The organism is Cohnella phaseoli (assembly GCF_003386235.1).
GTDB lineage: Bacteria > Bacillota > Bacilli > Paenibacillales > Paenibacillaceae > Cohnella > Cohnella phaseoli.
Genome location: NZ_QRDZ01000020.1, coordinates 62,291 through 88,305 on the forward strand (window position 1 = coordinate 62,291; position 26,015 = coordinate 88,305).

The window sequence follows — 26,015 nt, forward strand, 5'->3', positions numbered from 1 at the left end:
ACGAGAAAAGCTAGAACATCAAAACACCTTATTCCGCCAAGACTCCGGAATAAGGTGTTTTGATGTTAAGCCGCTTAGTTCTTCCGGAACAGCTCCGGAAAAGCCTCTCCTACGAACAGATTTCCGTCGGCTCCGCCCAGCAGGCCCACGTTCATGTGGCCGTCGTCGCCGCGCGTGCCGGCATCCCGCTTGTTTTCAATCCTGGTCTGATGGCAAAAACCGGAATGCTTTCAAATCGAACCGACTGCCCGGCAAGAACATCAGCGTGACCGTCTGCGAACCCGAGACGCGTTCTCGCAACGCGAATTCCCGTTCGACGTAATTTTCGGAGGAGCCGAACTCGATGATTTGTTTCTGTTCTCCGTCGGAACCTTCGAACAAGAGATGGATTGTGTTCTGGTCGAGCGAGGAGCGCCCGCAGAGGACGAGCTTTGTGCTGCCGCTTTCCCCGAAGTCCAAGTTGCGATACACGAGGGAGACGTTATTGCCGATGTTCTCGATGGCGTCTGCCGCGATCGTGAAGGAATCCCCGTAAATCTGATCGTGATCGAGCGCGTTCAGCCGTTCATAAGCCTTGAGCACCCGCTCAAACCGGAAGCCTTTCAGATGGATTTTGCGGCGCAGGACGAAGCTGAGCGTGGTCACGCCTTTCAGACGTTTCGGCAGGCGGTACGTTTCCTCCTGGTAGACATTCCAGCGCGAAGGCTTCTGATAGGTAACCTGAGTCAGCAAGGCGGCGTCCTCTTCTCCAGGGATGCCTTCCCAGATTTCCATCGGGAACCGCTCACCGTCCAGAGAGAAGATCGGCAAGCTAATGACGTCCGCGCCGACGGGCCCGAAGTCCACGTTTTCGAAGCAAATCCGGCTTTCCCCATCCCTCGCCGTCGCGATACCCCGTTCGTTGCCGTTCGTCAGGTTCCGGCTCGTGCCGCTGTGATAGCCGGCGGAGACGAATTCGTACGGGTTCAGATAGGCTTTCCCCAAACCTTCAATATGGAATTCCATGATTGAATAGAGGCGGACGCGGTCGGCTCCGTTGCGCGTGCCGCAGCGGACATAGACGTCGCCGTCCCCCAAGGCAGAGAGGACGGCTTCCTGCCCGTTCGCTTCCAGGGCGGCAATGTTGGAGTCTATGCCGGCTGCGTTAGTGACCCTCCATTCGACTTCCGCATAGGTGGCGTCGCTGGGATGAATGCGGACGCGCACGGGCAAAGAGCGGCGCTCCGCATCCAGCCGATTGCCCTCCGGACAGACGATTTCCAGCTTGCGGACGGGAATTTCGCCCGCCCGATCGCCGAGCGATTCCTGCCCGGGATGTGGATCTGCGGTCCAGGCGTACAGCGAGCAGACCCCTTCTTCTCCGCCGTTCCCGAGCCGCTGAGGCTTAACGGTCGTCAGGACCAGCTCGGCAGGCTCTAGCCCCTGCGAATCCGCCCGAACGGTAATCCGGCCAGGCTCCGGATTGGCCGCGATCACGGCCAGCAGCTTGCCGCTGAACATTCTGCGACTCACGTCTTTGTAAGAATCGTAGTCGGTGCTGTCCCCGTTGTCCAATCCGACTAACCGGCCAGCACCGTCTACGGTCACGGACACGCGGTTATTGGCGTTCTCGACAGGACGTCCTTCCCGGTCGACGGCGGAAATTTCGATGAACGTGAGGTCCGAGCCGTCCGCCGCTATCTCCGTTCGATCCGGGGCGAGCATGAGCGCGGCCGCATCCCCGAAGGAGGAGCGAACCTTCTCCGCGACCTTACGGCCCTCTTCGTCGTACGCCACTGCGCGCAGAACGCCTTCGGAATAAGGGATCCGCCAATCGCCGACCAACCTTTGCCCGTGCGCGTGGTCGATGCGAAAAATGCCGAGCGAAGCGTCGTTAAAGAACAATTCGACGGTTGGCGAGTTGGAGCACACCCGGACGTCGATCATCTGTCCTTCCGAGAAGTCCCAGTAGGGGAAAACATGAACCATCGGCTTCACGCGGTAATCGGTCCATTCGGCTTGGTAAATATAGTACGAGTCCTTCTTGAAGCCTGCGGTGTCGAGCTGCCCGAAATACGAGTTCTTCGTATGGTAAGGGGTCGGTTCCCCGATGTAATCGAAGCCGCTCCACAGGAACTGCCCTAGCGAGTAGGCCGCGTCCCGGTCGGCGATAATGCATCTTTCCGTACTCTTCGCGCCCCAACTCGTGGAGCTGTTGCCCAGCGAGGAGCATTGTTCGTCGTCATCCGCGAGCACGGATTGGGACAACGGGAAATGGTAGACGCCTCGGCTTTGTACGGTGGAGGAAGTTTCGCTGCCGTAGATGACCCAGTCCGGATGCTGCCCGTGATGGAGATCGTAATATTTCTCCCCGTAGTTGTAGCCGGCCAGCTTCACCAGATCGGCGCACTTCTGCGCGTTCTCCCAGGGCATATAGTTCGAGCCGATCGTCACGCGCGCGTTGCCACTGGGGTCGTGGGCCAGCACTTCGTCCCGCAGCCGCTTCGTCCATTCCAGCCCGCTTTCGTCGGCATGGGTATCGTAAATCTCGTTGCCGATGCTCCACAGGATGAGGCTCGGGTGGTTCCGGTCGCGCCGCACCCAGCTGGCGACGTCCTTGCGCCACCATTCGGGGAAAAAACGAGCGTAGTCGAACTCCGTCTTCTTCCGTTCCCACATGTCGAAGGCTTCCGATACGATCAGCACGCCCATTTCGTCCGCCAGCTCCATCAGTTCGACCGCGGGCATGTTATGCGCGGTGCGGATCGCGTTGACCCCCATCTCCTGCAGCAGGGAGAGCTGCCTCCGCAAAGCAGCCTTGTTGACGGCGGCGCCCAGGCAGCCCAGGTCGTGGTGCTGGCAGACGCCGTAAAGCTTCACGTGCCGGCCGTTCAGGAAGAAACCCCTCTCGCTGTCGAACGCCAACGCGCGTAAGCCGAAGATTTGGCTTTCCTCATCGGTTGACGTGCCGTCCGCGGCTCGAAGCTCCGTTGCCAGCCGATAGCAATAGGGCCGTTCAATGTCCCACAGCTCGGGTTGTTCCACCCGCAGAACGGCGGGAACGCGAACGGTCACCCCTTCCTGCGCGGCAGGGACGGGCGTCTCGGACATGGCCGCGAGGTTGCCTTCACGGTCGAGCACGCGGTGGCGAAGCGTCAACCCGGCCGCCGCCGAGGCGCCGAACGCGACTTCCGTTTCCGTTTCGATCCGCCAGGCGCCGCCGGTATCCGGCTCGGCGGAGATATAGATGCCGTCCGCCGCCAGGTGCGTGTCCGTATAGGTTTTGAGCCACACGCTCCGATAGATGCCCGCGCCGGAATACCAGCGGGAATTGGGCGCTTCGTGCACGACGCGGACGACAACCATGTTGTCCCCGGCCCGAAGGAACGGAGTGATTTCGAATTCGAAGGTGGAGTAGCCGTATTTCCACGTTCCCGCCTCTTGTCCGTTGACGTAGAGGGTGGAGTCCATGTATGCGCCTTCAAACCGGAGCGAGAAGCGGGTGCCCGGAGACATCTCGTCCTTCGTCATCGTCCACGTTTTGCGGTACCAGCCTTCCCCGTTTTCGTAGAGGCTGCGGGCATCGTAGATCAACCAGTCGTGCGGCAAGACGACCGGCGTCCAGGCCGTGTCGCCGGATAGAACCGCTTCGTACCCGGTACGGAGCGGGTGTGTGGAAAAAGACCAATCGTCGTTGAACATGCGCTTTCTGCTCATCTTCAGCAGGCTCCTTTACGGACGGAATAGGCGGGAGAACTCAGCCGCTCTGGCACTTGAACACGGTCGAAGGGGGGTAGCCTTTGACCGATTTGAACACATTGCTGAAATACGAAATGTCGCGAAATCCGCATCGTTCGGCAACCTGCGTGACGGAGAACCCGCCGGTGGACAGCAGCATTTCCGCATGGTTGATCCGGATCATGTTCAAATGCTCCTTGAAGGAATAGCCCATGTTTTTTTTGAACAATTTCCCCAGGTATACCGGATGGAGGCCCACAATCTCGGCCATTCCGGCCAAATCCAGCTCTTCCGCATAGTGTTCGGCGACGTACACGAGTACTTGATTCACCCGTTGGTCGGCTCTCGCGGAATCGCGTCTGATGTTCGACAGCAGCCGATGGAGAATCAGCATGAACAACGCACGGGCCTGCATGAGGTATCCGGGCTGTCTACTCATCCAGACGTGAGTGAATTGCTTGAAATAACCGATCAGTTCGTTCGTGATGACGTTTTTCGTCACGGTCTGGAGCGGGAGCGGTTCCGTGTTCTCGTTCGGGAGCCATTTGAAATTGAAGGCATAGGAGTGCGCTGGATTTTCCTTGAACGTATGCGCTTCGCGCACGCTCCCTACGGGAATGTAAACGACGTCTCCGGCTTCGACGGTGTGCTTGACGCCATTGACGTAATAATTGGACTTGCCTTCCACGACGAAGGTGAGATCGTGAAAGTCGATCGTTTGCTTAATGATTTCCCAGTTGGGAAAGCATCGCCTGTCCACGAAAAACACGACGTCCGGGATCATATCCTGCAACCGTTCGAATTCCGTTTCCAAGGGGGGGATCACCTTCCTTGTCGCTTGAAGTCCCGAAGGCACTACGGGGGTGCAACTGGATTCATCTTACCACCGGAGTCCCAAGAATTGAATCAGGATGTTTAATAATTACAAAAAATATCTAGTTGCTCTATGGATAGTGAAAACGCTTAAATCTATAATTTGAGCAAATGAATGATTTTTCCCTCGACCAAGATACCTTATTCCACTTGGGAATCCAAGAGTTTTCCGTGAATGTCTTTTTGTTTAGTGATTGAATTGTTGCAAGTTTGATTTGGAGGAAAATGAATTGGAAAATGACAACAAGATCGTTCTGGAGTCGACAAGCCGAAACGGGAAGGGCGTGGGGGAAGGGTACAAAGCATGGCTGCGCTATCCGCCGCTGAATCTGAATCAAGCGAAAGAGTATGCTTCATGGTGCGGCGAAATCGTCATTGCCGCTTCGGAGCCGTCGGCTGTGCTGAAGAATGCCTGCGAGGAGCTCGCGAACGGCATCGGATCGATGCTGGGCACAGCGCCCCAGATCGGCGGAAGCGGGAAGCTTCCGCGTTTTCTCCGAATTACGACGGGCGATCTCGCTGAATTGCAGGGAGCGATGGAGACGGCTGAACTTGAGGAGTTGGGAGAAGAAGGTTACGTGCTGAAGACCGTTCGGGAACCTGGACGGGAATACATCGCGATTGCCGGGCGGACGGATCGGGGTGCGCTGTACGGGGCGTTCCATTTCCTTCGCCTGATGCAGACCGGCCAAAGCGTGAATGATCTCAGCGTGATTGAGAAGCCGGCCGCCAAACTCCGGATGATCGATCATTGGGACAACATGGACGGCAGCATCGAGCGGGGGTACGCGGGCCAATCGATTTTTTACCGCAATGGGAAGTTCATCATGGATCGTAAGCGCATTCGCGATTATGCTCGCATGATGGCGGCCGTCGGATTGAACGCGATCTCCATCAACAACGTGAACGTGCACGAGACAGAGACGCGTCTCATTACCCCCGAGCTGCTGCCTTCAGCAGCGGCGGCGGCCGATATATTCAGGGAGTATGGAGTCAGGCTTTTCCTAAGCGTGAACTTCGCCAGTCCGATTCCGTGCGGCGGGCTGACGACGGCCGATCCGCTCGATTCGGGGGTGAGACGATTCTGGGCGGAACGGGCTGCCGATGTGTACCGCCACATTCCCGATTTCGGCGGCTTCCTGGTCAAAGCCGATTCGGAATTTCAGCCGGGACCGTTCACTTACGGACGCGACCATGCGGACGGGGCGAATATGCTCGCAGAGGCGCTGCGTCTCTACGGCGGCATCGTAATCTGGCGCTGCTTCGTGTACGACTGCCTGCAAGACTGGCGAGACCGGAAGACCGACCGCGCCCGGGCCGCCTACGATCATTTTCGTCCGCTGGACGGCAAGTTCGCCGACAACGTCGTGCTGCAAATCAAGAACGGTCCGATGGACTTCCAGGTAAGGGAGCCCGCTTCTCCGCTTTTCGGGGGACTACGGCAGACGAACCAGATACTGGAACTGCAAATCACTCAAGAGTATACAGGGCAGCAGACGCATCTTTGTTTCCTGGTCCCGCAATGGAAGGAGGTCCTTGATTTCGACACTTATGCGTCAGGCGAAGGTTCGACAGTGGCGAAAGCGGCGACGGGCGAATTGTTCGACCGGCCGCTTGGCGGAATTGCAGGCGTATCCAATATCGGGGACGACTCCAATTGGACCGGTCATCTGCTGGCGCAAGCCAATTACTATGGATACGGCCGGTTGATATGGCGCCCGGAGCTGACGGCGGAGCAGATTGCCGATGAATGGGTGCGGATCACGTTCGGACTCGATCCGGTCGTCGTCGCGACGATATGCCGCATGCTGCTCGATTCCTGGATCATCTACGAGAAATACACGTCGCCGCTCGGAGTCGGCTGGATGGTCAATCCCGGCCATCATTACGGCCCGAATGTCGACGGATATGAATATTCGAAGTGGGGGACTTACCATTATGCCGACTGTCGCGGGGTAGGAGTAGATCGGACCGTTAAGACGGGCACCGGTTATACGGGACAGTATCACGACGAGGTTGCCGCGCGCTTCGAAGCGATCGAGAGCTGTCCGGACGAACTGCTGCTTTTCTTCCACCACGTGCCCTATACGCATGTGTTGAAATCCGGCAAGACCGTCATACAGCACATATACGACACGCATTTTGAAGGCGCCGAGCAGGCGGACAAACTGGTGGACGCCTGGCGCGGCTTACAAGGCAAAATAGATGAAGCTCGTTATGAGAGCGCGCTGAGTCGTTTGCAAGAGCAATCGAAGCATGCCAAGGAATGGCGGGACGTTGTAAACAGCTATTTCTTGCGCAAGTCGGGTATTGACGACGAGCAAGGCAGAACAATCTACTAGACGGGGGGAGAACAAAGGATATGGAAAAGAATGCGTGTAGGGCGGTGAGGCTTTGGCTGCTGCAGTGAGAAGCAAATCGCTCGGATATTTGAAACGATATTGGGTTCTCTATGCAATGTTGCTCCTGCCGGTATCCTTTTTTATCATTTTCCGTTACATCCCGATGAATTACATTCAAATCGCTTTCAAGGATTACAGCATTGTCAAGAGTCCGATGGAAATGGAATGGGCGGCAAATCACGGGTTCGAATATTTTATCAAGGCTTTTTCCAATCGCGATTTCCTTTACGCTCTGAGAAACACTCTTCTTCTTAACTTACTGGACTTGGTATTCGGCTTCCCAGCGCCGATTATATTGGCCATCATCTTTAATGAACTCGCCTTCAAGCGGTTTAAGAAGTTTACCCAGACGGTTGCCTATATGCCGCACTTTTTGTCATGGATCATCGTTGCAGGCATGGCGCTTCAACTTTTTGCGCCTAGCTCGGGTCTCGTCAATATCATGCTGAACAAGCTGGGGTTTGAATCCATTCCGTTCCTGAACGACTCCATGAATTGGGTGATCACCTACGTTGCGCTGGGCATATGGAAGAGCGTCGGTTGGGGCACCATTCTCTATTTGGCAGCGATTGCAGGGATTAACCCGGAGCTTTACGAGGCTGCTTCCGTGGACGGGGCGGGACGCATGCGAAATATTTGGCACATTACGCTGCCGGGATTGCGTTCTACCATCATCGTATTGCTCATTCTAAACCTTGGTCATATTCTCGGCAGCGAATTCGACAGACCGTTTGCGCTTGCCAACAAGCTGGTGACGGATGTTTCGAACGTGATCTCGATATTCGTTTACAACTATGGGATTCGAGGTTTGCAATTCTCACTATCGACTGCCGTCGGTTTGTTCCAATCCGTCGTTGGCGTCATTTTCCTGTTCGGGGCAAACGCCTTGGCCAAAAAATTCGGCGAACGCGGCATCTGGTAGGGAGGGGAATCTATGATTAAATCAAAAAGCACCAAATTAGGGGATTGGATCATCGTTTTCATTTGCGTGTTGGTGATTCTGGCCTGTCTCCTGCCGTTTTTGAACATTGTGGCGCGATCCTTAAGCTCTGCGGAAGCCATGGTGAAGAATCAAGTTTTGCTTTTGCCGGTGGATCTGAATTTCAAGGCTTACACAGCCGTACTCGGAGATTCCAAAGTCACATGGGCGTTAGTATGGACAGCGATCCTGACGGTTGTCACGACGATTTGGTGTATGTTCATGACGATTCTGTGCGCATACCCGCTTATCTATGACAACCTGAAGGGCAAGAAATTTATTCTGGCGCTCATTCTCTTTACGATGTATTTCAATGCAGGCATCATCCCAACCTATTTGCTTTTGAAAGGGCTGCACTTGCTGAATAATCCTTTGGTTCTGATTTTGCCGGGCAGCATCAGCGTATTCAACGTCATCATCATGCGCAGCTTCTTCTTCGGCATTCCCGAGAGCCTCAAAGAATCCGCCGAGCTGGACGGAGCGGGACCCTTCAAAGTCCTGGTTAATGTCTATTTGCCGCTTTCCATGCCTGTGCTGGCAACGCTGTCGCTCTTCTATGCGGTTGGTCGCTGGAACGGGTTCTCGGATGCGTTGATGTTCATGAGCGACAGAACCTACTATCCCATCCAATTGCTGCTCTTTAACATTCTCAATAGCATTACCAGCGTTGAGGTGGCCACGCAGGAGGGCTTTACCAGCCCGGGCTTGTCCGAATCCATTAAGTCTGCAACCGTCGTGTTTGCAACTCTGCCGATTTTGCTCATTTACCCTTGGCTGCAGCGATACTTTATTTCCGGCGTTACGATCGGAGCCGTAAAAGGTTAACGGCTTACCTGCGGTAAAAGTCGACAAAGTCGATTTTTATAAATCGAGCAACAGGCACAAGCAAAAAAAAGGAGGATCTTACATGCGTTTAACCAGGTTTTTGACCATCTTGGCGCTTGGTTCCGTCTTCGCTTTGGCGTTTGCGGGATGTACCAAGAGCAACAACAAGGATTCGGCAAGCCCGTCCAGCTCATCGGCTCCACCGGCATCCGAACAATCGTCCGCATCTCCTTCTGCCGACGAAGCCGCTGCAAAGCTCGAAAAGCTGGGCCTTGATTCCAATTTCAAATTCAAGGAGACTCGCAAAATCACGGTAGAGATTTACGATCGGGGCAATACTGGAGGATCCAAGCCTGAAGACAACGTCTATACGAAGTACATCAAAGACGGAATGCTGCGCGATCATAACGTGGAAGTGACTTTCGTACCGGTTCCGCGCTGGACGGAAGGCGAAGTTCTTAACAATCTTCTGGCCGCGGGGCAAGCTCCGGATATCAGCGTGACCTACTCGTATCCGACTATCCAGACCTATGCCAACATGGGCGGTATCACGGATCTGGCGCCGTTTGTCGACGAGTACAAAGATCTGCTGCCGAACTTGTGGGGTTATCTCACCGACTCGAACATCAATTGGGACAGAGATCCGAGCACAGGAAAGCTGTGGGCATTGGAAGCTCGCCTGAACGTCCTGAACCGCATCAATACTTTCGTGCGCGAGGATTGGTTAAAGAAGCTCGATCTCCAGGCGCCGACGAGCCTGCAAGAGTTCGAAAGCATGCTCAAAGCATTTAAGGACAACGCTTCCACGCTCTTGGGCAAAGATGCGGACAAGATCATTCCTTTCTCCACGAGCTTCGACGTAGGGTGGCGTACGGACCATTTGACAACGTCCTTTGTGCCGGACAATATTACGGACAAGGACATCTACGTTAACGGATTTGACGATCGCAAGCTTCTTTACCCGAATTACAAAGAAGGCATCAGAACGTTGAACAAATGGTATAACGAAGGCTTGGTCTGGAAAGACTTCCCGCTCTATCCCGCCGGAGATAAAACAGAAGATAATCTCATAAAAACAGGCTTTGTGGGCGCGTTTATTCACAATTGGGATTACCCCTATCGCGACGGTGAAGACGGCATTACCGCAAACCTTCATAAGCTTGTCGGTCCGGACGCAAATTATATTGCGGTTGAGCCCTTCCCGAACGATGCCGGGGTTTATCGGAAGTTCTTGTCGGCGCCCGTTGACCGCAAACTGTTCTTCCCGTCTACCAACAAAGAGCCTTTGGCTTCGATGTTCTATCTGGATTGGATTTCCAAGCTTGAGAACCGGGTATACCTGCAATTCGGCGAAGAAGGCAAAACGCATGAAAAGATGCCGGACGGTTCCTTCAAGACGATTGCCGCTACGGACGAATATATCATGAACTCGCCGGCCAATATCGACTATACGATCACAAGCAACGGTATTGACACCGGGAATCCGGATTTGACCGCCAAGTCCCTTGCCAACGGGTATGCGGGGGTTGACGCAAGACTCATCGAAATTGCAAACAAGATTACGACGAATGGCGGACGCGTAGGCCAAAATGCCAAAGCGGGTGAAATCAAGTCCGAAGAAGGTCAAGGTGAAGCGCTTAGCAAGAAACGCGATGCCTTCTTGGATCAGGCTGTCGTAGCATCGGTTGACAAGTTTGACGCTGCATATGACGCGGGTATGAAGGATTACCTCAACTCGGGCGGTCAGGCCATCATCGACGAGCGTAAAGCGGCATGGGAAAAACTTTATGGCAGCGAAACGATGTTGAAATAACCATTGCGCCGCTGCCTTCGAGTGGTTCGTTGTCATCGCTGTGAGAAAAGCTAGAACATCAAAACACCTTATTCCGCCAAGACTCCGGAATAAGGTGTTTTGATGTTAAGCCGCTTAGTTCTTCCGGAACAGCTCCGGAAAAGCCTCTCCCGCGAACAGATCGCCGTCGGCTCCGCCCAGCAGGCCCACGTTCATATGGCCGTCGCCGCGCGTACCGGCCTTGTAGCGCGTATCTCCCGTCATCAGATGGACGGCCAGCGAACGGCGCGGCCGCGAGGTCGTATTCGGACCGCTGCCGTGGATGGCGAGCGCGTGATGGAAGCTCACCTGGCCGGCCTTCATGACCATCGGCACGGGCTCGAACGAAGCGTCCTCGGGGAGGTCCATGCCCTGGCGCTGCTTTTCCATATCCTGCTCGAAGAAATCGTTCACGTTGAGCAGGCCCCATTGGTGGCTTCGAGGAACGACCTGCATGCAGCCGTTGTCCAGATTGACGTCGTCGAAGGCGACCCAGGCGGTGACGAGCGTCGGCTCGGCCGCGCACTGCCAATAGGCGTAATCCTGATGCCAGCCGACGTTGCCGCCCGATCTTCGATCGGGATTGCCCGGCTTGAACAGTAGCTGGTCGTGCCACAGGCGAATGGAGTCGGCCCCCATCAGCAGGGAAGCGATCTCGCCGATGACGGGATCGGTAGCCAGCGCGCGAAGCTCCAGATCGGCCCAGTGGGAATTGTCGGTTTTGCGCAGCCCGTTGCCTTGCTCAGGCGTCCAATATCCGTTGTAAGGCGCGCGACCCGTTTCGAATTGACCGGCATAAACCCGTTCCATATGTTCGCAAAGTCGTTCCAACCGAGCCTCGTCAAGGAGCTGCGGCGCTACCCAGTACCCATTCTGTTTGAAAAAAGCGATATCTGCCTCCGTTGGCAGCAAGTTGTTCCGATCCGACATTTCCGATTCCTCCCGGTTCGATGATGGCCGCACGATTTCCTCATGCGTTGGCTTCATCATAACGCGAGCTGTCGGTTGTCGGCTTTGTTCGGCTTCAACCGGAAGTTAACGTTTTTCGTCATTTGGCGAGAACGGTCGCCGATAGGCGTAAGGCGAGATTCCCGTCTGTCGCTTGAAGAACACGCTGAAGGCATGAAGCGACGAGAAGCCTAGTCTCTCCGCGACCGACGTGATCGTCTCGCCCGTTTCCGCCAACCAATATTTGGCGCGATCGGTGCACAGCATGCGGATGTATTTTCCGAGCGGAATGCCGAACGAGCGCTTAAATTCCCGCTCCAGATGCGTCCGGCTGAGATGCTGCCTCTTCGCCAAATCCAAGGCGTTGATGCCGATGCTCGCATGCTCGTGAAGGTATTGCAGCAGCTCCTTCATCGCCGGCGCGAGCGGACCTTGTTCCGGACCGCCGTCCGGCAGGGCGGCATCGCGATAGAGGCGGATGACGCGAACCAGCAATTGCTGGAACAGGCTTTCGGCCATCAGGGCCGAATGCGGGCCGGGGTCCTCGATCTCGGCGAAGACGGCATCGAACAGCCGCTTCACATCGCCGCTCGTATCTCGTACCGTGCGAGCGCGCCCAAGCCGGTAAAAATCCGCTTCAAGCTTCTGCCGGTTCGTCAGTTGAAAACCGGTATAATACAGGCGGTAAGATTCTCCCAAGGATGCCCCCTGATGACCCTCTCCCGGCTTCGTCAGGAACAGATCCCCTTGACGCACGCGATACAAATCCCCATCGATCGAGAACCAACCCTGTCCTTCATCGACATAGCACAGCTCGAAATGCTCGTGCGTATGCCTGTCCACCTGCCAGGTGCTTAGCATCTGGATGCCGATGTACGAGAGATTGTCGAAATCGTGTTGAAAAGGAAGCTCCTCCCGCAGCTCCGAAGAGCCCTTGTAGCGGCTGCGCGAGGCGGGAAGCGGAGTTTTGCGTGTGGTCATCCCGATCTTCTCCTTGCCTAGTGAGGTTCAGCGGTTATGCGCAACGGGCGATTCCGAAGCCTGTCCGGCCAATCTCGTTGCAAGTCGCTTCAATTATAGGCCTCGACCAGTTGGACGAGCAAGATGGAATCCTCCCACAATCCTCCCAGGCCTAAACAAATTACCCGAAATCGAAATTCTGTTGTATTCCTTATTCCGACAAGCCTCGCTATAATGAACGTGCTTCTACTCGCTTAATGATGAGAGGATGGGATCTGTAATGAAACGAGGGCTATCCGTTTTACTGGTCTTTGCTTTTGCAATCTCCTTTTTTTCGTTTTCCGATTCTCCCCGAGCCTACGCGGCCGATGCGACCGTCACGGTGGACGGCAGCGTAGAGTATCAGACAATCGACGGTTTTGGAGGGCAATGGCTGCCTTGGACTGCCGACGATATTCCGCCGGAGAACCATGTGCATCGGGAGTATTTGGGCAGCGCCGTCACCGCCGAGACGGGGATGAAGTTTTTCCGTACGAATATTAGAACGCCGGCGGACTCGGTCAATACGCCGAGAGACTACGCCTGGTACGTTAACGCCTTCCAGCAGCCGGAATTCGACCATCTATGGTCGTTTCTTCAGGATCTGGAAAGGCATAACGCGGAGCCTATCTTTTCCAGGTTTTCCGCACCTCGAAGAATGCTGGACAGCTACAAGCACTTCCTTGAAACGGATGACAACTACAACGAACTGGCAGACTTCTATGCTGCGCTTTGCTATGTCGCTATTCAGATCAAAGGCGTCGACGTCGGCAAAATTATTTTCTTTAACGAACCCGACGGAGACTGGGACACCTATATGACGCCCGCTCAATATGTGAGAACGGTGAAGACGGCCGGCCAGAAGCTGGATTCCGTAGGCTTAAGCGGAATCAAGATTATCGGTCCCGGCACGTATAACTCCGTAAACTTGAACACTTATGTGGACGCATTGACGAGCGATGCCGTCGCGATGTCTTACATGGCGGCGTTCGATACCCACGGCTGGGACAATCGGACAGCCAATCCACCTTTCGATCCTCATCAGATGATTCCTTATCTGGAGACAGCCGCCCAGACGGCGAGCAGCAAGGGATACGGTCATATTCCATTTTACGTGACGGAGATGGGCACCTCGGTATACGGCGGCGAAAATGTGTGGGTCGAGCCGGGAGTTGCGGGAAATACCGACAGCTACGATTACGGGTTCTATACGGCACTGGCCACGCATGAGTGGCTGACGGCGAATGCGCCTCTGCAGTCCATGTTCATATGGGACTCCTACTCCTATATCAGCGGCGGCGCGTTGATGGGGAAAACCTCGAATTTCGGCTCGAGAAAGAGCCCAACTGAAAATTACGAGGCAAGACCGTTCTATAATACGATGTATAACTTTTATAAGTACATTAAACCGGGTTCAATTAGGATAAGCGCCAGCAGCAATCATAACGATATCATTGGTAGCGCTTACAAGAATGATGGGAAGTCGACCGTCGTTTTGTTGAACAAGAACGGCTCCGCGGACAGAACCGTTACCGTTCAGCTTTCGAACTTAACTTCTTCCGGCATGACGGTCATTTCCACCTCCAAAAACGCACTGAATAAGGATTTGGGAGACCAGCCGGTCGTCAATGGCCAAATCACGATTAAAGTTCCCGCCCAAGGGATCGTTACTCTGACCGACATGGGGCAAGTTACGGTCAGGAAAGTCGGCGATTCTACCTATAAGGATTATTACTGGGTCACTCCGGGGCAGTCGATTCAGCTTGCGGCCAATGTGGCCGGAGCCGCCGACAGCGTCACATGGAGCGTATATGGGGGAAGCGCCAACGGAACCGTATCGCCGACAGGGCTTTATACCGCGCCTCCCTACGATGTCAGCGATATTGTAGCGGTGAAGGCGATCAGCACAGCCGATCCGACCTCCGTAGGCTATGCCTATATTAAAGCCAACAGCGTCAATATTCTCTCAAGAGGAAAGCCTTATTTCGTAGATTCCTATTTAGATGCGCCTAATTCCGACCCTAGCCATGCGCTGGACGGAAATTCGAGCACGAAATGGAATTCAAAGCCGGGGCCCGAGCATTGGATGCAGGTTGATTTAGGCGGCTATTACGATCTTACCGGGTACAGGGTCAAGCATGCCGGAGCGGGGAAGGAAGGCTGGCCGAACAAGGATACGCAGACCTCCGATTACAATACGAGAGACTGGCATATTAAGACGAGCTCGGACGGCGTGAATTGGAACTACGTGGAATATGTCTGGAATAACACCGGCAATATTTCAAATCGCACGATACAAGGGATGGCGGGAACCGAGAACGTTCGGTACGTTTCCATGTATATCACCAAGTCTACCAGCGTGTCGGGAGACGATATGGCCAGAATCTATGAATTCGAGGTTTACGGTAAGCCGGCCGACAAAATTTCGTTGGTAGACGAGATGGTCGACTTCAGCAAGGTCTATTCCCATACGAACGGCTGGGAGTTCGATAGCACTCACTCCGAATTTATGGAGGGAGATACGTCCAGAGTAGGCAGGATCGGAGACGATAGTCTGAACATCGTCTACAAGCTGAACAACATTTACGACTTTTCGGTCAGGATCAACAGCTTTGGCTCGGATCTTGCGGGCAAGGTGAAGTTTTACGCCTCCCCGGACAATCGCGCCTACTCGGAAGTAGCGGCCGCGCACGACACGCTGGTCGGAACGGGCGGCGGCTGGTACAGAACTTATTTTAAGCCATCGGCCGCTATTCCTTCGGGGACACAGTATTTGAAAATCGAGCTGCGGAACGATCCGCTGATCTTTACGCCGCAGATCGGCCGCGTGCAGCTATTCGGCGATTTGCCTGACGCAGGAGGGCGAATCGTCGACGAATTGACCAACTTTGCGAAGGTGCATTCGTACAGTGCCGCCGACTTGGCGATTGCTCTGAATCCGTCAGAGAATATTGGCGGAGAAATCGGCCGAGTGTATCGGAACAAACAGATCGCCGCCAATCTGGTCTACGAGGTGCCGGCCGATCTGGATAGCTTTGACGTAGACACTTACGCCTTGGGCGGCGAAACGGTGGAGGATTTCAAATTCTATACTTCGCCGAACGGCTCCACGTATACGTTATACAATAGCAGTCTTGTGGAAAAAATCGTACAGCCGGGCAACTGGGACAGGGTTCTCTACAGGGCAACCGCGCTCCCGGCAGGTACGAGATATTTGAAGATCGAATTCGGAGCCTCATCGACGAACGCCTGGAATCCGCAGATCGGTCGGGTAACGCTAGATTACGGCGGTGGACCGGCGCCGTTGGCCGATTTTGCGGATTACTCCAGACTGGAGAGAGTGATGGCCAAAGCGCGAAGCGGACAAAACATTACGATAGGCTTTATCGGCGGCTCGATCACCCAAGGCTTTAACTCCAGCAATTGGGATTCGACCAGCTGGACGGCTAAGGTTAAGCAATGGTGGGAGAGCAAATACCCCGGCAAAATCACCTATGTCAACGCGGGGATCGGCGGGACGCCTTCCGTGCTGGGAGCGCACAGAGCCTATATGAATTTGCTGCAAAGCAATCCGGATTTCGTTGTGGTCGAATTTGCCGTCAACGACGGCGCGGATAGCTTGTACACGCGGGCATATGAGGGGCTTATCCGCCAAATTCTTAAGTCGCCTAACCAACCTGCCGTGATGAGTCTGTATATCGGCGATCAAGCCGGAGCGAACAGGCAGGAGGCGCATATCCCCGTAGCCGATTATTACCGGCTGCCGCAGGTTCACTACAAGGATCGCATTCAGAATTTAGTCGCCAACGGGACGAACACTTGGCTGGATTTCTACGGCACGACCTATGTACCGCAGTACAAATCCGGACCTTACCCGGCCGGCGACGGGACGCACCCGAATGATACGGCTCAGGCTAGAGCAGGCCTTTATATCATCGAGAAGCTGGAGAACGTATACAACACGCTGAAGCCCGACGTGCAAATTCCGGGAGTTCCTGTAATCCCTTCGGCCATGACCGACGATACGTACGAATTCGCCGCCCTGTATCACCGCGGCAATCTGACTCCGTCGTCGGAAACGGTGGGAAGCTGGACGCAGGGATCGCATAACATAGGCACGGGCTATGGGTGGCAATCGAGCACGGTCGGCAACGAGCTGGTGTTCGACGTTAGCGGCTCTACGATCGCTTTTGGATTTTACACCCGCAACGGACCGGACGCCGGCATGGTCGAAGCGTGGGTCGACGACGGCCCTCGCACCGTATTCGATTCGTATACCCCCGAGCCGTGGGAGACGATAAAATACGCCGTCGTACAGTCCGGCCTTACGAAAGGGCCGCACAAGCTTCATATCAAAATCAAGCCGGAAACGAACCCGAACAGTTCAGGCCATCTCTTCGAAGTGGTTAACGTGCTTCCTGCCGGTATGGAGTAAAAACGAGTCGTACTAAAAAATGATCGATAGAGAATTTTGTCGTGCATGTATCTCCCTACGATGCTATACGATCCTGAAATCCGAACGGTTAACCCGTGATAAGGTAATTTCAGGACCGTATGAGGCAGTCTCCAGGAGATACATGCACTTTTTCTTGATCGATCATCTTGTACGCCTTTACATATGAGACAGTCACGTTACCCCCAACAAGGGAAAAAGAAATTACCTATTATCGAAATTTAGGTCTATTAAACCGCGAAATTCGGCTTGTTATACTGAATCCAAGTTCAAGGCGTTGGAATTCACGTAAAGGGATGTCGGCTTATGCTCACAACGAAAAGCGGTTTCATGAAAGAATTCGGCAAGAACAAAGTCCTGTTTTTGATGCTCGCGCCAACCGTCCTCTATTTCATCGTCTTTGCTTATCTTCCGATGGCCGGCCTGATCGTAGCCTTCAAGAGCTACAACTATTCGCAAGGCATTTTCTTCAGCCCGTGGAGCGGGTTCGACAACTTCGGCTATTTCTTTAATTCCGGCGTAGCCTTCCAAGTGACCCGGAACACGATCGTTTTTAACCTCATTTTTATTGTCACCAGCGTCATTGCCAGCGTTGCCATCGCCGTGTTTCTCTCCGAAATGAAAAACAAATATTTCAAGAAAGTGTCCCAATCTTTTCTGATTTTTCCTTACTTTATTTCCTGGGTCGTCGTTGCCGCCTTTGTGTACAACGTATTCAGCTACGACTACGGCGTATTCAACGAAATTTTGAGGTCGCTGGGGCTTGAGCCCATTAACATCTACAGCAAAACCTCCTACTGGTACGTTCTGCTGCCGGCGCTTCACATTTGGAAAAATGTCGGTTATTCCAGCGCGATCTACTTTGCTTCCATTGCCGGGATCAATACGGAGTATTACGAAGCCGCGAGGGTGGACGGGGCGAATACGTTCCAGCGCATATGGAATATTACGCTGCCGTTTCTTAAGCCGACCGTTATCGTGCTGGTTTTGCTTTCGGTCGGACAGATTCTAAGAGGAAACATGGATATGTTCTACCAGCTGATCGGCAACAACGGGATGCTGTTCAGCGGCACGGACGTTATCGATACCTATGTGTTCAGATCGCTTACCGGGGGAGCCGATCTGGGGCTGACGTCGGCGGCTACCTTTTACCAGTCGGTCATGTGCTTCGTGATCATCTACGTCACCAACTTCATCGTGAAGAAAGCGGACAAGGATTATGCGTTGTTTTAACGATTCGCAAGGCGTTTTTGCTTGACCCATTCCATGCAAAAGGATTGAAAGCTCCATGAAACCAGCGGCCAAAACCGACGAATTGTTGTTTTCGATAGGCTCTTACTTCATCGTGTCGATCTTTACGATTTTAAGCGTAATCCCTTTTCTGTTGGTGCTGTCCGGTTCCCTCACCGATGAAGGTGCGATCGTCTCCAAAGGCTACGGCTTCCTGCCGGTTCCGTTCAGCTTGGACGCCTACTCGTACATTCTAAGCGACTACGGCCAAATCTTGCGCTCCTACGGAGTCAGCATCGTCGTCACTCTGGCCGGAACGGCGGCCGGCCTGTACTTCTGCGCGATGACGGCGTTCGTGCTATCCAGACAAGACTTCAAATATCGCAACCGGTTCTCCTTCTTCTTTTACTTCACGACGCTTTTTAACGGCGGACTGGTGTCGACCTACATTTTGTTCATCCAATATTTAAAGCTCAAGAACAATCTGCTTTCGTTGATTCTGCCGGGGCTGCTTCCCGTGTTTTACATTCTGATCATGCGCAGCTTCATTAGAAGCATGATCCCGGCTTCGCTGATCGAAGCAGCCAAAATCGACGGGGCGGGGGAATTCCGCATTTTCATGGGAATCGTGCTCCCGCTTGTGAAGCCGGCGCTGGCCTGTATCGGTTTGTTCTATGCGATCGGCTACTGGAACGATTGGTATAATGCGATGCTGTACATCACGGATATCAAAAAGTATTCCTTGCAGTATTTGTTAACCTCGGTCATTAACAAAGCGGATTTTCTGGCCAAGTCGAGCATAAGCTCCGCGACGGTTGCCGGGGCGCGCGAAAGTCTGCCGAGCGAAAGCCTGAAGCTGGCGATGACGATCATTTCCATCGGTCCGATCGTTTTTGTCTATCCGTTCGTGCAGAAGTACTTCGTAACCGGACTGACGATAGGCGCGGTCAAAGGATAACGCCGATACCACTCGGTTTATCATATAATGGGTTTCAAGGGAGGACACACAGATGAAGAAAGGCGTCAAATGGATCAGTGTAACGATGGCGTTGGGGTTAACGGCGTCCGTGATCGTCAGCGGATGCGCGAAGTCGGAGGAGCCCGGCGCGGCAAGCGCAGGTTCGAGCGGCGGCAGCGCCGTATCCGCGGAGAAAACTTATAATGGCGTGGATGTTTCCAAAGAGGTCAAAATCAAATGGCTAGGGGTCGGCGGCAACCAAAAGGACAAGGATGCGGTTCTGACCGAAATCAACAAGAGGCTGAAAGAAAAAGTTAACGTAACGCTGGAGCTGGATTCCATCGATTGGGCCGACTGGTATAATAAATACAACCTGGTGCTTTCCTCGGGCGAGGATTACGACGTCATCTATGCGGCTTCATGGACGGACGTCGCGGTGCAAACCCGCAAAGGCGCATTCAAGGATCTTACGGGAATGCTGGAACAGAATGCTCCGACCATCTCCCAAAACTGGACCGAGGATACGTGGAACGAGAGCAAAATCGATGGCAGAGTCTTTATGATTCCTTCTTTTTCGGACGAGTACAACTGGAATGGCTTCTTATACCGGGAGGACTTGAGAAAGAAGTATAACGTTCCGGAGATCAAAACGATGGCGGATATGGGGGCGTACTTCGAGGCGATCAAGCAAAACGAAAAAGAAATGGTTCCTTATAAGCCGGCGACGGACGAATCCTGGACCGTACTTGCTCCTTATGTCCAAGAGAAGGGGGACCAACCCGATGTTACGCCGCCGGGCATTCTGTCGATGCAGGTAGACGATCAGGACGGCTCTACGTTAGCCTTTTTGAGCCAAAGCCCGATCTATGCCGAAGCCTTCAAAACGATAAAGTCATGGGCAGACAAAGGCTACTGGCCTAAGGATTCTCTGGCCAACAAAACGGAATCCTGCAGCGCCTTTAAGGAAGGCAAGGCTGCAGCCTGCCAGGGCGGCTATTGGGCGATCGAGCTGAACTACAAGGAAATCATGAAAGCGCATCCGGATTGGGAGATCGGATCGTACGCCGCCAAAGTCGGCGGCAAATACTTCCCGAAGCCGCCAAGCATCAAAAACGGCGTCGCCATTCTGAATTCGTCCAAAAACGCCGAAAGAGCGTTAATGACGATCGATGCGATCTACTCCGATCCCGAATTATGGACGCTCTGTATGTACGGGATTCAGGGCAGAAATTACGATATTGACGCCAATGGCGCAAAAACGCTGCCCGAAGGCTCCCAGAGTACGGATTACGAGGGTACGTATTTCAGCGGGATGAGGTATAAGCTGGTGAATCCGTTCAAGGACGATCCTTCGAGTCCAAATGCTGCATTAAAGGAAGAATATGCGAAAATCGCGCATTTCCCTAAACTCGGATCCTTCGTTTTCAATTCCGAACCGGTCAAAAACGAATATGCGGCAATCAGCGCCGTTAAAGAGAAGTATAACCCTTCCTTAAGCCTCGGGCTTGTATCCGACGTGGACAAGGTATTGGCCGATTACGACAAGGAAATGAAGGCGGCAGGGGCCGATAAGGTAATGGCAGAATATAAAAAGCAGATGCAGGAATGGTTGGCGAAGAACTAGGCGTTGCATAGTAGGGGCTATTTCATAAGCAGAGTTGATGGAGATAATCGATAGACAAAGTAAGGGAAAGTGATATACAACCCTTGATTTTGGTCGCATTGTACGATTTTTCCGACAAAAGTCCGCCGGTTAGGCCGGATTCGAGTCGTGTTGTACGATTTTTCCGACAAACATTCGCCGGTTGAGCCTGATTCGAGCTTCGTTGTACGATTTTTCGAACAAACGTCCGCCGTTTAGGCCGGATTCGAGTATTCATTCAGATTTCAGAGACGTCTTTCGGGGCCCCCGCAAAGCAATCGGACTAAGCTTCGCAGCTTACCGTCACTTTGTGGGGATTCTCGCATCCGAAGGAGATTTTAGCCTCTATCATCGATATCCAACTTTTAAGCGCCACTCCAAGCAGGGAGGAAGGAAGTTTCGTGATCAAGCTGATCCTGGTCGAGGACGAGAGAGCTACAAGAGAAGGGTTACTGAAGCATACCCCCTGGAATCAGATTGGAATAGATCGCGTTGAAGACGCCAGAAACGGAGTCGAAGCGCTGGAGAAGGCCGAATGGCTGGAGCCGGACATTATCTTGACCGACGTGTCCATGCCAAGAATGGACGGCATCCAGTTGGCCACCCGTCTGCGCGAGAAGTACCCGCAGTGCAAAATCATTTTCTTGAGCGGTTATAGCGATAAGGAGTATTTGAAGTCGGCGATTAAGCTGAACGCGCTCAACTACATCGAGAAACCGATTGACGAGGACGAACTGATCGTCACGCTCTCCAAGGCGGTCGTCCAATACAAGTCCGAGCGCGATCAGAAGGCCAAGGACGACAGGATGCAAGACCAGGTTAGAAGAAATACGGACCTCGTTCGGCAAAAGCTGGCCGTGGAATTGATTAAATCGGATGTCGATCCTGCCGAGCTAAGAGGGACGTTCGAGGACGCCGGAGTCGAGTATCGAGCAGATCGCTATTATACGACGGCGGTCGTGAAATTCAACTGGAACAGAGCGCTGACGCACAATGAAAAGGAAAGCTGCCGAAGCCTCCTCTCTTCGAAAATTTACAGCCTCCTCGGCGAGCTGGCGGATTGGTTCGTAGCCGGCTTTTTGGATAGTGAGCTGTACCTCGTTCATTTCAAAGAAAGAATCCAAGCCGTTCAGCATTGGGACAACAAGCTTAACGTCCTGCGGGAGAAAATTATGGCGGTAAGCGAAGGGAACTATGCGGCGACGATTGGCGTAGGTTTGCCCGTATACGGGCTGGTCGGGCTGAAGAACTCTTTTAACCGGGCCATGAAGGCGATTGAAATGCAATTTTACGAGGGTGTAAATACGATTATCTTCTCCAACGGCTTGAGCGCTCGGGAGAGCGGAAATCCGCTTCCGGACGATGCGTTTCTGGCGGCTTTCGGCGAGTATCTGGGAGGCGACAAGAGAAAAGAAGCGCTGCTGCTGCTTAACGATTACTATTCCGGGCTCGCGGCTTCGAAGGTTTCCGATAACGGTATGATCCGCAATCGATATTTGAAGCTTCTGTTCGACTTGCATTCCATGGCCAAGAAGAGAGGGGTCAGATTAACCGACGAGGAGGACTTGTACGGATATTTGTGGAGGTCCATATCCGGTATGGATACGCTAGAGAAGATTCATTTGTATCTGGTTGACCAAGTGGAGGTCTTCTTTAAGCTTGTAGAGGATAAGGAGGCTTACGGGAGAAACGTCTACGAGATTATGAAGTTTATCCAACACCAGTATCCTAATCAGAAGCTGTCGGTTAGATTGATCGCCGAAAGTCAGAATTTCTCGGAGAGCTATTTGTGCACCTTTTTCAAGAAAATAACGGGAAAGACCCTGAACGACTATATTACGGAAGTGCGGATTGAAAAGTCGAAGGAATTGCTGAAGGATAGAAATCTTAAAATCTATGAAATCGCCAAAAAAGTGGGCTACGATAACGAGAACTATTTCGCGAAAGTGTTTAGGAAATATGAAAACGCTTCCCCTTCCGAGTTCAGAAAAAGGTTTTTCCTATGAGAAACGCGGTGATCAAGGGGATTGTGGGAGCGGTAAATAACATTGGGCTGCGGAAAAAGCTCTATACTTCTCTGTTGGTTTTTATTTTTATCCCATTGCTCGTATTCGGCTATTACCTCTACGATAAATTTTCCGCCAGGCTGATCGACCAGTTCGAATATACGGCCGGCCAAGCGTTCGAGCAGACCGCGGGGTATTTGGAGTATAAAATTTTTAATGTGAACAGCATTGCCAACATCGTCATGATGGAGAGCAAAATTCAGGAGCTGTTCAAGTATACGCCTTCCGACAAATACAATGAAAGCATTATCCAGGACGAATATTATCGGGATAATCTTAATTTCCTATATAGCTTGGAGAGAAGCAAGGACATCTACCGAATCGGCTTATACGTTCCGAGCGAGCTGGTGTTCGCGAACGAGCGGGATCACTTCTTTAATTGGAGCAGCCTGGCGGAGAGCGGAATCGTCGAGCGGATGGAGGAGAATGGAGGGAAGCTCATCTGGCTGCCAAGCGGGATTTTGGACCCGGGGCACGGCGGGCAGACCAACTTGATCTCCGCGCTATGTCGCATTCGCAATCTCGGAAACTATCATCAGACATTGGGCGCTTGTCGGATCGATCTATTGGAAAGCGATGTTCACGATATTATCGCAAGAGCGAGAGCGACTCCCTCGTCGCTTGTGGCGCTCGTTAACGAAAACGGGCAAACCATTACCAGCGTCGGCGATCCTCAGCTATTGGCGGCCGGCTTGGAGCAGCAGGAAATCAGCGATATTTTGCAGGAGCCGGGAGAGGCGCAGGTAAGCGCCAAAATTAAAATCGAAAATCGGCATGGCGTGCTGCTGTACAAGGACGTTAAAGGGACGGATTGGAAGCTGCTGTCGTTCATTCCCGATGAAGACATGCTTAGAACGACGGAGTCGGTCAAGAAGGAGACGGCCGTGTTCGTGCTTGTTTTGTGCGTGCTTGCGTATGGGTTTGCCATTTTTATATCGAGCACAATCACAAGCCGCATCAAGAAGCTTGTCGTGCAGTTGAAGCAGACGGAGCGAGGGGACTTTAAGCAGCCTGTCGTTTTTCGGGGCGGTCATGACGAGATCGGGCAGCTCGGCATGAAGTTTAACCATATGCTAGGTAAAATTTCCGATCTGATCGAGGAAAAGTACAATCTGGGGAAATCCGTCAAAGGAGCGGAGCTCAAAGCGCTGCAGGCGCAAATCAATCCGCATTTTCTGTACAATACGCTGGAATGCATACGCTGGATGACGAAGGAGAACAAGAGCGAGGAGATCAATCGGCTGCTGTATTTGCTGGCCAAATTCTACAGGCTTAGCCTGAGCAAAGGCGAGGAGGTTATCTCGCTGAGGGATGAGCTTGAACATATTAAAGCCTACGTCGAAATTCAAAATATCCGCTTCGACGACTCCATACAGCTTGAAATTGACGTTCCGGAAGAACTGCTGGAGCTCAATCTGATTAAACTGGTGCTGCAGCCGATCGTCGAAAATTCGATTTTACACGGGATTCTGGAAAAGGAGAACGGAACGGGCCGCATTCAAGTGAAGGCGGAATGCCAAGGGGAGGAGCTTGAACTGTCCGTAACCGATGACGGGCCGGGTATCGAGGAGGAGGTGCTGAAGAACATCCTGAACTCGGATAAAAGGTCCAGAAACAGCGGGTACGGCATCAAAAACGTGAACGAAAGAATCAAGCTGTACTACGGCAGCGAGTATGGGCTGGAATATCGCAGCGTCTATGGCGAAGGTACGACGGTTCGGATTCGATTGCCTGCACATGGGGCTGTCCTATAAGCCAACCAAGTTGCTCTGAAAGATAATCGATGAACAAGATGAAGGTGTATATACCTCCCTCCGATGCTATACGCTCCTGAAATGGGAATTGAGAAACCCGTGATAAGGTAATTTCAGGAGCGTATGAGGCAGTCTCCGGGAGGTATATACACCTTCTTTGATTATCGATCATTTTATGCTGAAGCATTTGCAGGCGGCATGTTATATTTAAATGGAACCCCTCGTTTGTTGTCTATCGAAAATTAGCATCGACCACATCATCTTAACACGGGGAGCAGTCCGAACATGAGCGCCAACAATCGGTTAATCTTTACGAAGGAACGCTTTCTCACCGCCAACTTACTTCTCCCGATGCTCTATCACGCGGGTTGGGAGATTCGGGACGGGCATTGGAGTTATCCGCAACGTGAAATGAGAGGCGGATTAGTCCAGGCCCGGTACGCCTCCGAGCTCGGATGCTACGTCCGTACGCTTCCTTATCATTGGCTGATGATGGTCCTTCAAGGCGAAGTCGTCGTCACCTGCCGCGATTTTCGAACGACGATCGGAGAGAATGAGGTCGTTCACTTCCAGCCCCATCAGCCGCATCATATTAGCGCTAATCTGCCCGCCAACTACATTTGGATTCATTACAAAATGCTGCTCCCCTCGCAGGAGGAGCCGTTGCTGCCGTTGTATCCAGCCGAGCAAGAAGCGCGATACGGCAGAGAAACGGTTTTTCAGGAGGCCGTAGTCGATCTTCCGACCGTAATCGTACCCAAAAATCCGAATTTGGTTCGTAAACTGTTCACGACAACAGTCGAGGAATTCATGCTCGAGCCTCCCGGATTTATGCTGTCCTCCAAAGCCAACTTCCAATGCCTGCTGACCGCGCTGTTCCGCGAAGCGACGGACCGGAGCAGTCCTGCGATCGTGTCCGACCCTGCGATCCAAAGAGCCCTGGATCACATTCATCAGCATTACGATACCAAGTTGGCCATATCGAGTCTCGCGGCCCTCGTGAACCTAAGCCAGAATTACTTCATCTCGCGATTCGGCAAAATCGTCGGGATCAGTCCGAACGAATATATCCTCCGCTTCCGTATCCGGCATGCGAAGATGCTGCTGCGCGACACGGACATGAGGCTGACCGAAATCGCCGCGCGCGTCGGTTTTGAGAGCCTCTCTTACTTCAGCCGAATGTTTCGCCAACTGGAGGGCATTCCTCCCAGCGAGTATAAGTCGTATAAATTGCGGACCCATGTTCATCATTCGGAGTGACGAAATCGGTTGGTCGATACCTGGCCGAATAGCGTAGAATTGTGCAAACAATAACGAGAATACGAGAAGATTGGACGA

Annotated in this window: 15 protein-coding genes; 11 read left to right on the forward strand and 4 right to left on the reverse strand. The window is 53.1% G+C overall.

The window, feature by feature from the left end; all coding sequences use genetic code 11:
* Positions 1-195 precede the first annotated feature (195 nt).
* Both DFP98_RS23035 and DFP98_RS23040 read right to left on the reverse strand, forming a co-directional pair.
* Entirely contained in the window at positions 196-3,696 is a 3,501-nt protein-coding gene (locus tag DFP98_RS23035; protein WP_116062965.1) for a glycoside hydrolase family 2 TIM barrel-domain containing protein, read from the reverse strand.
* A gap of 40 nt (positions 3,697-3,736) precedes the next feature.
* On the reverse strand, positions 3,737-4,477 hold the full coding sequence (locus DFP98_RS23040) for an AraC family transcriptional regulator (RefSeq protein ID WP_116063036.1): 741 nt from the start codon (positions 4,475-4,477) through the stop codon (positions 3,737-3,739).
* A 397-nt stretch (positions 4,478-4,874) separates the two neighbouring features.
* On the opposite strand from DFP98_RS23040, the gene DFP98_RS23045 reads away from it, so the two are divergent.
* The 4 genes from DFP98_RS23045 to DFP98_RS23060 all read left to right on the forward strand — a co-directional run bounded on the left by DFP98_RS23045 (position 4,875) and on the right by DFP98_RS23060 (position 10,609).
* A complete protein-coding gene (locus DFP98_RS23045; protein WP_116063037.1) occupies positions 4,875-6,932 on the forward strand; it encodes an alpha-glucuronidase family glycosyl hydrolase in 2,058 nt (685 codons plus the stop codon).
* Between the two features lie 52 nt (positions 6,933-6,984).
* Complete coding sequence (locus DFP98_RS23050) at positions 6,985-7,914, forward strand: ABC transporter permease (RefSeq protein ID WP_246016659.1); 930 nt, start codon at positions 6,985-6,987, stop codon at positions 7,912-7,914.
* Positions 7,915-7,926: 12 nt separating this feature from the next.
* Positions 7,927-8,796, forward strand: a complete 870-nt coding sequence (locus tag DFP98_RS23055) for a carbohydrate ABC transporter permease (protein WP_116062966.1) — start codon at positions 7,927-7,929, stop codon at positions 8,794-8,796.
* An 82-nt stretch (positions 8,797-8,878) separates the two neighbouring features.
* Complete coding sequence (locus DFP98_RS23060) at positions 8,879-10,609, forward strand: type 2 periplasmic-binding domain-containing protein (protein ID WP_116062967.1); 1,731 nt, start codon at positions 8,879-8,881, stop codon at positions 10,607-10,609.
* Between the two features lie 114 nt (positions 10,610-10,723).
* Here DFP98_RS23060 and DFP98_RS23065 read toward each other — a convergent pair whose 3' ends face one another.
* Positions 10,724-11,557: a phytanoyl-CoA dioxygenase family protein gene (locus DFP98_RS23065; protein WP_181917885.1), complete on the reverse strand. Its 834-nt coding sequence runs from the start codon at positions 11,555-11,557 to the stop codon at positions 10,724-10,726.
* Between the two features lie 105 nt (positions 11,558-11,662).
* The gene (locus tag DFP98_RS23070; protein ID WP_116062969.1) at positions 11,663-12,556 is read right to left on the reverse strand and encodes a helix-turn-helix transcriptional regulator; all 894 of its coding nucleotides are present in this window, start codon (positions 12,554-12,556) and stop codon (positions 11,663-11,665) included.
* 259 nt (positions 12,557-12,815) lie between these two features.
* On the opposite strand from DFP98_RS23070, the gene DFP98_RS23075 reads away from it, so the two are divergent.
* The 7 genes from DFP98_RS23075 to DFP98_RS23105 all read left to right on the forward strand — a co-directional run bounded on the left by DFP98_RS23075 (position 12,816) and on the right by DFP98_RS23105 (position 25,937).
* Positions 12,816-17,009: a GDSL-type esterase/lipase family protein gene (locus tag DFP98_RS23075; protein ID WP_181917886.1), complete on the forward strand. Its 4,194-nt coding sequence runs from the start codon at positions 12,816-12,818 to the stop codon at positions 17,007-17,009.
* Between the two features lie 324 nt (positions 17,010-17,333).
* Positions 17,334-18,260 carry an ABC transporter permease gene (locus DFP98_RS23080; protein WP_116062971.1) on the forward strand — a complete coding sequence of 309 codons (927 nt, stop codon included), beginning with the start codon at positions 17,334-17,336 and terminating at the stop codon, positions 18,258-18,260.
* A gap of 55 nt (positions 18,261-18,315) precedes the next feature.
* A complete protein-coding gene (locus DFP98_RS23085; protein WP_116062972.1) occupies positions 18,316-19,215 on the forward strand; it encodes a carbohydrate ABC transporter permease in 900 nt (299 codons plus the stop codon).
* A 52-nt stretch (positions 19,216-19,267) separates the two neighbouring features.
* Positions 19,268-20,839 (forward strand): extracellular solute-binding protein, encoded by a 1,572-nt coding sequence (locus DFP98_RS23090; protein WP_116062973.1) that lies wholly within the window; start codon positions 19,268-19,270, stop codon positions 20,837-20,839.
* Between the two features lie 419 nt (positions 20,840-21,258).
* Positions 21,259-22,863, forward strand: a complete 1,605-nt coding sequence (locus DFP98_RS23095; protein WP_181917887.1) for a response regulator transcription factor — start codon at positions 21,259-21,261, stop codon at positions 22,861-22,863.
* Positions 22,860-24,677, forward strand: a complete 1,818-nt coding sequence (locus tag DFP98_RS23100; RefSeq protein ID WP_116062975.1) for a cache domain-containing sensor histidine kinase — start codon at positions 22,860-22,862, stop codon at positions 24,675-24,677. The genes DFP98_RS23095 and DFP98_RS23100 overlap by 4 nt, the downstream gene beginning before the upstream one ends.
* A 285-nt stretch (positions 24,678-24,962) precedes the next feature.
* Positions 24,963-25,937, forward strand: a complete 975-nt coding sequence (locus DFP98_RS23105) for an AraC family transcriptional regulator (RefSeq protein WP_116062976.1) — start codon at positions 24,963-24,965, stop codon at positions 25,935-25,937.
* The last annotated feature ends 78 nt before the right edge of the window (positions 25,938-26,015 follow it).

Bases quoted from the DNA above. Each gene is read 5' to 3' on its own strand.
- DFP98_RS23100 (WP_116062975.1), top strand. From the start codon at position 22,860: ATGAGAAACGCGGTGATCAAGGGGATTGTGGGAGCGGTAAATAACATT.
- DFP98_RS23085 (WP_116062972.1), top strand. From the start codon at position 18,316: ATGAAACCAGCGGCCAAAACCGACGAATTGTTGTTTTCGATAGGCTCT.
- DFP98_RS23090 (WP_116062973.1), top strand. From the start codon at position 19,268: ATGAAGAAAGGCGTCAAATGGATCAGTGTAACGATGGCGTTGGGGTTA.
- DFP98_RS23070 (WP_116062969.1), bottom strand. From the start codon at position 12,556: ATGACCACACGCAAAACTCCGCTTCCCGCCTCGCGCAGCCGCTACAAG.
- DFP98_RS23065 (WP_181917885.1), bottom strand. From the start codon at position 11,557: ATGTCGGATCGGAACAACTTGCTGCCAACGGAGGCAGATATCGCTTTT.
- DFP98_RS23060 (WP_116062967.1), top strand. From the start codon at position 8,879: ATGCGTTTAACCAGGTTTTTGACCATCTTGGCGCTTGGTTCCGTCTTC.
- DFP98_RS23075 (WP_181917886.1), top strand. From the start codon at position 12,816: ATGAAACGAGGGCTATCCGTTTTACTGGTCTTTGCTTTTGCAATCTCC.
- DFP98_RS23080 (WP_116062971.1), top strand. From the start codon at position 17,334: ATGCTCACAACGAAAAGCGGTTTCATGAAAGAATTCGGCAAGAACAAA.
- DFP98_RS23055 (WP_116062966.1), top strand. From the start codon at position 7,927: ATGATTAAATCAAAAAGCACCAAATTAGGGGATTGGATCATCGTTTTC.
- DFP98_RS23035 (WP_116062965.1), bottom strand. From the start codon at position 3,696: ATGAGCAGAAAGCGCATGTTCAACGACGATTGGTCTTTTTCCACACAC.
- DFP98_RS23105 (WP_116062976.1), top strand. From the start codon at position 24,963: ATGAGCGCCAACAATCGGTTAATCTTTACGAAGGAACGCTTTCTCACC.